The organism is Pedobacter sp. HMWF019, from assembly GCF_003061025.1.
Classification (GTDB): Bacteria; Bacteroidota; Bacteroidia; order Sphingobacteriales; family Sphingobacteriaceae; genus Pedobacter.
On the sequence record NZ_QAIL01000591.1, the window covers coordinates 11675 to 16601 of the forward strand.

The 4927-nt window shown below is 38.6% G+C and carries 7 protein-coding genes; 1 reads left to right on the forward strand and 6 read right to left on the reverse strand.

The window, feature by feature from the left end; all coding sequences use genetic code 11:
* The 4 genes from DBR11_RS30455 to DBR11_RS28275 all read right to left on the reverse strand — a co-directional run.
* The coding region (locus DBR11_RS30455; RefSeq protein ID WP_233260942.1) for a DUF4350 domain-containing protein at positions 1-456 on the reverse strand (456 nt) is incomplete at its 3' end.
* Positions 453-1079, reverse strand: a complete 627-nt coding sequence (locus DBR11_RS28265; RefSeq protein ID WP_146186702.1) for a hypothetical protein — start codon at positions 1077-1079, stop codon at positions 453-455. The genes DBR11_RS30455 and DBR11_RS28265, both read right to left, overlap by 4 nt.
* 94 nt (positions 1080-1173) lie before the next feature.
* Entirely contained in the window at positions 1174-2058 is an 885-nt protein-coding gene (locus DBR11_RS28270; RefSeq protein WP_108555878.1) for a hypothetical protein, read from the reverse strand.
* A 1-nt stretch (position 2059) separates the two neighbouring features.
* On the reverse strand, positions 2060-3010 hold the full coding sequence (locus tag DBR11_RS28275; protein ID WP_108555879.1) for a stage II sporulation protein M: 951 nt from the start codon (positions 3008-3010) through the stop codon (positions 2060-2062).
* A gap of 89 nt (positions 3011-3099) precedes the next feature.
* On the opposite strand from DBR11_RS28275, the gene DBR11_RS28280 reads away from it, so the two are divergent.
* Positions 3100-3831: an RDD family protein gene (locus DBR11_RS28280; RefSeq protein ID WP_108555880.1), complete on the forward strand. Its 732-nt coding sequence runs from the start codon at positions 3100-3102 to the stop codon at positions 3829-3831.
* Between the two features lie 5 nt (positions 3832-3836).
* On the opposite strand, the gene DBR11_RS28285 is transcribed toward DBR11_RS28280, so the two are convergent.
* Together DBR11_RS28285 and DBR11_RS28290 are read right to left on the reverse strand one after the other, a co-directional pair.
* Entirely contained in the window at positions 3837-4178 is a 342-nt protein-coding gene (locus DBR11_RS28285; protein ID WP_108555881.1) for a DUF2752 domain-containing protein, read from the reverse strand.
* 7 nt (positions 4179-4185) lie between these two features.
* Positions 4186-4683, reverse strand: coding sequence for a DUF5684 domain-containing protein (locus DBR11_RS28290; RefSeq protein WP_108555882.1), 498 nt, complete (start codon positions 4681-4683; stop codon positions 4186-4188).
* Between the last annotated feature and the right edge of the window lie 244 nt (positions 4684-4927).

The following is a 4927-nucleotide window of genomic DNA, read 5'->3' on the forward strand; positions in this document are numbered from 1 at the left end:
AGCAGATTTTAATTGAGGATTTACAAAATTGAGGGTTGTTTTCTTTCGTTTTGCAAAATTAAAGGAAGAACGGGTCTGCAATTTCAGTGTATCACTTATAAACTTGCCAAAATCAAACGCTGCAATAAAAACACGATTGCCACGTCCGGCAAACTTTAGCAGTTCCCCGCTACCTAGTTTATCCAGCTCCAGCCCTCCACTGATCAGCAAATAACTGCTATTATCGGAATCGTTATCCTTTAAAGTATTGTACACAGGCAGTCCTGAAACTGTAATTTTAGTATCTGGAAAGAGATGGCCCATTTGATGGTAAAGGATATACAAACCGAAAGGAATTTTATCTTCTTTTAAATAACTCGCCCGCCAGTCCGTTGGTTTCGGTTTGTAATACTGGGCCAGTAAATAACCGATTACAAAAATGGCACTAAAGATCAGATATCTTCTTAATCCTTTCATAATGCCTTTCCAATAAATTGATCAAACCCTTGTTTAATCAGCCCAAAATTATCTTTATTGATAAAGAACTCTCCATACCAGATATATTCAAACTGATGTGTAAGCATTGAAAACTGCCTTCTCTTCTCCAAATCCTGGATCTCTCCAATATAGATTTGATTCGTTTTTCCTGGCATCCAGTCAATCCGCCCACTATCGCTTAATTTCTTCAGCGTCTTCAAATACAATAACCTCACAGCAATCCTGTAATTTCCTAAACTTATAGCCCTATCTATTTCTTCAGTAAAATTGATTTCGTGGATGTTATCGTCAGACTCGCTATAGGGAACCTCAATTGATTTTGATTTACGGGAAAATATCTTTAAATCTGCTCCGATGAGTTTCAATACAACGAAGACCACCAATCCTGTTAAAACAGAAATGAAAAAATACTTCACAAAAGGCACAGCTGCTTTATTGCCCAAAATATGCTCAAGAAGTTCCCAGAACCATCTCCAGAACCGGCTCCATAAACTTTGTGAGGGCACAGCATCATCGTAAATAAACGCTTTTTCCTTACTATAAGACTTAAGCTGCTCCGCATCAAACCTTCTCCAAACCATCTGTGCGGTATCTGATTTCAAAGCCGCAGTTTTGACAACTTCGCCTGGAGGAGTAACCTTTGCATATATCGGGCTGCAACTCAAAAAAAGGAAAATAAGGAGCAGAAACCTCATATTAATATTCTTCAGGAGTCGAATTCAGATCTTTTTCTCCTGTACCAAACTGGTCAATTCTATTCATCAGCCCCGTACTCTCCTGCCGTTCAGTTAAATTGAAATAACAAAGCGTAACCCCAATAACCGGCAAAACCATAAACAACTGACACACATACTGAATGATCGTAGAAATAATAACAATAGTGCTGCTCAATCCACGTCCTCCCGAAGTAAATGCTCCAACCAGTCCTAATATAATAGCGGGTAAAGAGGCAAAAGACATTGTCGCATAAGCGATGATCCAAATCACAAATATAGTAGCTGCAGTGGTCCACCATTGATCCTTTAACAATTTAAAGGACCGGTTAAATGAATACCCAAGTGTTCCGTTTTCCAGAACCATGATCGGATAAAATATCGACATCGCAGGAAAAACATATACTCCTGGAAAAAAACAGCACATAAAGGCCAGCAATATGAAGATACCAACAACAATACCACTTCCCATTACCCTAAAAAAGTAATACTTAAAATAGGCCCAAACCTCTTCTACTGTTGGCGCCACATTTCCCTTTTCAATGTATAAAGCAATAAAACTTAGTGTAGCGACATACATTGACGTATAATTGGCCATAACCAGCACGATCACCATAAAATAGCTGATGGAAAAGACCTGCGATAACCGGCTAAAGCCATAGGGGTCTGCAGAGGTTGATGCAACCAGATTCTTTTGCAAAGACAGCTGATAGGTAATAGCAGCAACCATTCCGGCAAGGATAAAAAATCCACATAAATAAATAAGTACTTTCAGTAAGGGCTTAAAATTTTGTTTTATAAACAAAAAGGTATCATTAATGATCTCACCGAATTCTCTGACTTTTTTAAATTCTAATCTATCTAACATTTTAAGGGGTTTGAGTGCGTTTAATAATTTGTTGGGGATAAAGAACCACATACCACAACATAAAGGCAAGAGAGCAGCTTAAAATGGATATGCTCAGCCATAGGGGCATCTCCGTATGCCGTGTCACAAAACTCTCAAAGATAGCCGCAACAACAATAATAGGTAAAATACCCAAAGCAATTTTACTTCCATCTTTTGCGCTCTTTATAAAGGCTTGAGCGCGGGTATAGGTTCTTGGAAAAAGTAAACCATGTCCTAGTACCAATCCTGCCCCTCCAGCTATAATTATGGCTGAAATTTCAAGGGTTCCGTGGATCCATATCACAAGAACAGACTCCAGGCCAAGCCCTTTGCTGAAGAAGTAATACTCAAATGACCCTAGCATAATTCCATTCCTCAGGATAAAAAATACAGGTCCTATCGAAACAAATACACCGCTCACAAACATGAGTAAACTTACATACAGATTATTGAAAGCAATCATCAAAAACATAGGCAATTCTGATTGCCCTTTATATACACCAAAAGGATCCCCTTTAGCTATATTTTCATTCGTCATATTTACATAGTTGTCTCCAAGGATCAGTCTTACAAAACTATCATCATACTTTGCAGAAAGTATCCCTATAAGGGCCGATAATACAAAGAATAGGAAAGCATAGAGCAACTGTTTACGGTAGGTATAAAAAAGAACTGGAAGCTCCGATTTCCAAAAATCAGCAAACTTTGCAGCACCTTCCTTCTTATTTTTATAAATGGATTGATGCAACAAAGAGGCAATCCCATTCAGGTAAGCAGTGGTCTTCGATTTAGGGTAAAATGTTTTCGAATAAGCAAGATCATTGGTGATGTCAACAAAGCGATCAGCAAGCTCGTCTGGATTTAAAGACTGCATTTGCTCGTAAGACTTCCATTTTTCCGAATTCTGTTTAACAAACAGCGCCTCTCTCATAGACTATGTAAGATGTAATTTTCTGTTAAAATAGCTAAAAAAACAATTTTTCACCAATAAATTGAACATCAACATTATATTTGGTCTTTATGGAGACAATACAGGTAAACACAAGCCAACACGTTGACATTGACTACCCACTTGCAGGCCTCGGGGAGCGTATAGCCGCCAGACTGGTCGATCTGGGCATCTTTCTCGGACTAGCAATATTGTTCTTTTTCTTTGGATCCATCAGTGGTATCACCAATACTCCCACCATTTTATACACGCTTATTATTCTTTATTCAGCAGGTTATATTTTTTACACACTGGTCTGCGAAATCTTTATGAATGGCCAGACACTTGGAAAAAGAGTGATGAAAATTAGGGTGATCAGTGTAAATGGTGCCCAACCCACCATGGGGCAGTATTTCATGCGCTGGGTATTCAGATTGGTAGACTTTGTACTCACAGGTCAGGTACTGGGTTTAATCGTTATTGCCATAACCGATAAGAAACAAAGGATTGGGGATATCGTTGCAGGCACAACAGTCATCAGGACTGTTCCCCATACCACTTTTGAGCATATTGCCTTCCAGCCTGTTGAAGAAGCATATACACCTGTATTCAGCAATATAGAACAACTTACAGACAGGGACGTCGAATTGATCCATGAAGTGATCAGCACCTATTACAAAACCCATAATCCGGATCTTATCTATAGCATGGCCACCCGGGTTGGAAAACATCTTTCCATTACCCCACCTCCAGAAATGAACCAGCTCGATTTTTTAACCACAGTGGTTAAAGATTATAAGCAACTGACCTCCAAAGTAGATTAAGCCTTTTAAACAAGCCTCCCTGAATAGATTTTAAAAATATAATTAACCAGGATTATTGATCCGGTAATCATATACAATATCCGAATAAGCCCATTGCTTCGGTTTTTAAATCCGTAATTGGCACATAGTGCAATAACAATGGTGAACAGAATAGGAACGGTTGGAGGATACAAAGAGAGGCTATCCTTAAAATCTCCCTTTAAAAGCGCTAATAAGGAGCGCTGGAAGCCACAGCCTGGACAATCATATCCCGTTAGCTGTTTAAGTGGACAGGGTAAAAAAAAATTATCCGCCTTTCCCAAAAATGAGGTCCAGGCGGATAATATGTATAAACCGAGTAATTGCACCTATAAATTATAGGTTAGTTGAATGGTCTGAAGAATCGTCTTTCTTATTCTGGAAAGGATTGTTTTCTCCGAATGGATTGTTCACCCCAAAAGGATTATTTACCCCATTAAAACCGCCTTGAGCCTCTGCTGCAGATGGACCGATATATTTTGCATCCCCAAAACCTAGCATTGGATAAAACACAAAAGGTAGAATGATCATACCTACAGTATACCCTTCTGTTTTACCAAAACTTTTGCTTAATAAGTTGACTAGCCAGATTGCAAAAACGAAATTGACACAAGGGATGAGTAACCATAAAATCCAGATGGTTGGCTTACCAACAATTTCAATCAGAATAATAGCATTGTAAATAGGGATAATAGCCGCCCAGCCAGGTTTGCCAGCTTTAACGAAGATTTTCCAGAGTCCCGCATACGTCAGAACGATAACCAATAAATAAAAGAGTCCAGCTCCGAGCCCTATTCCGGCTCCTGCTGATGAGTAAGGTGATGAATAATCCATAGGTTTTTAGCTTTAATTTCTAGTAAAGATAATATTCTACATGAAAAATCAAAACTAATTACCTCTCTTTAAGCATATAGCGTTAAAAAATAAGGAATACACCTCTAAAAAAAGGTTATAAACTTCTAATTAAGCTTTTCCAAAACGAGCATACATCTTTCCCAAAAAGCTTATAAACAAGAAAAGCCTGTAGTGTTAACTACAGGCTTTCTTTAAGATTTGGCACCGACCTACTCTCCCACGT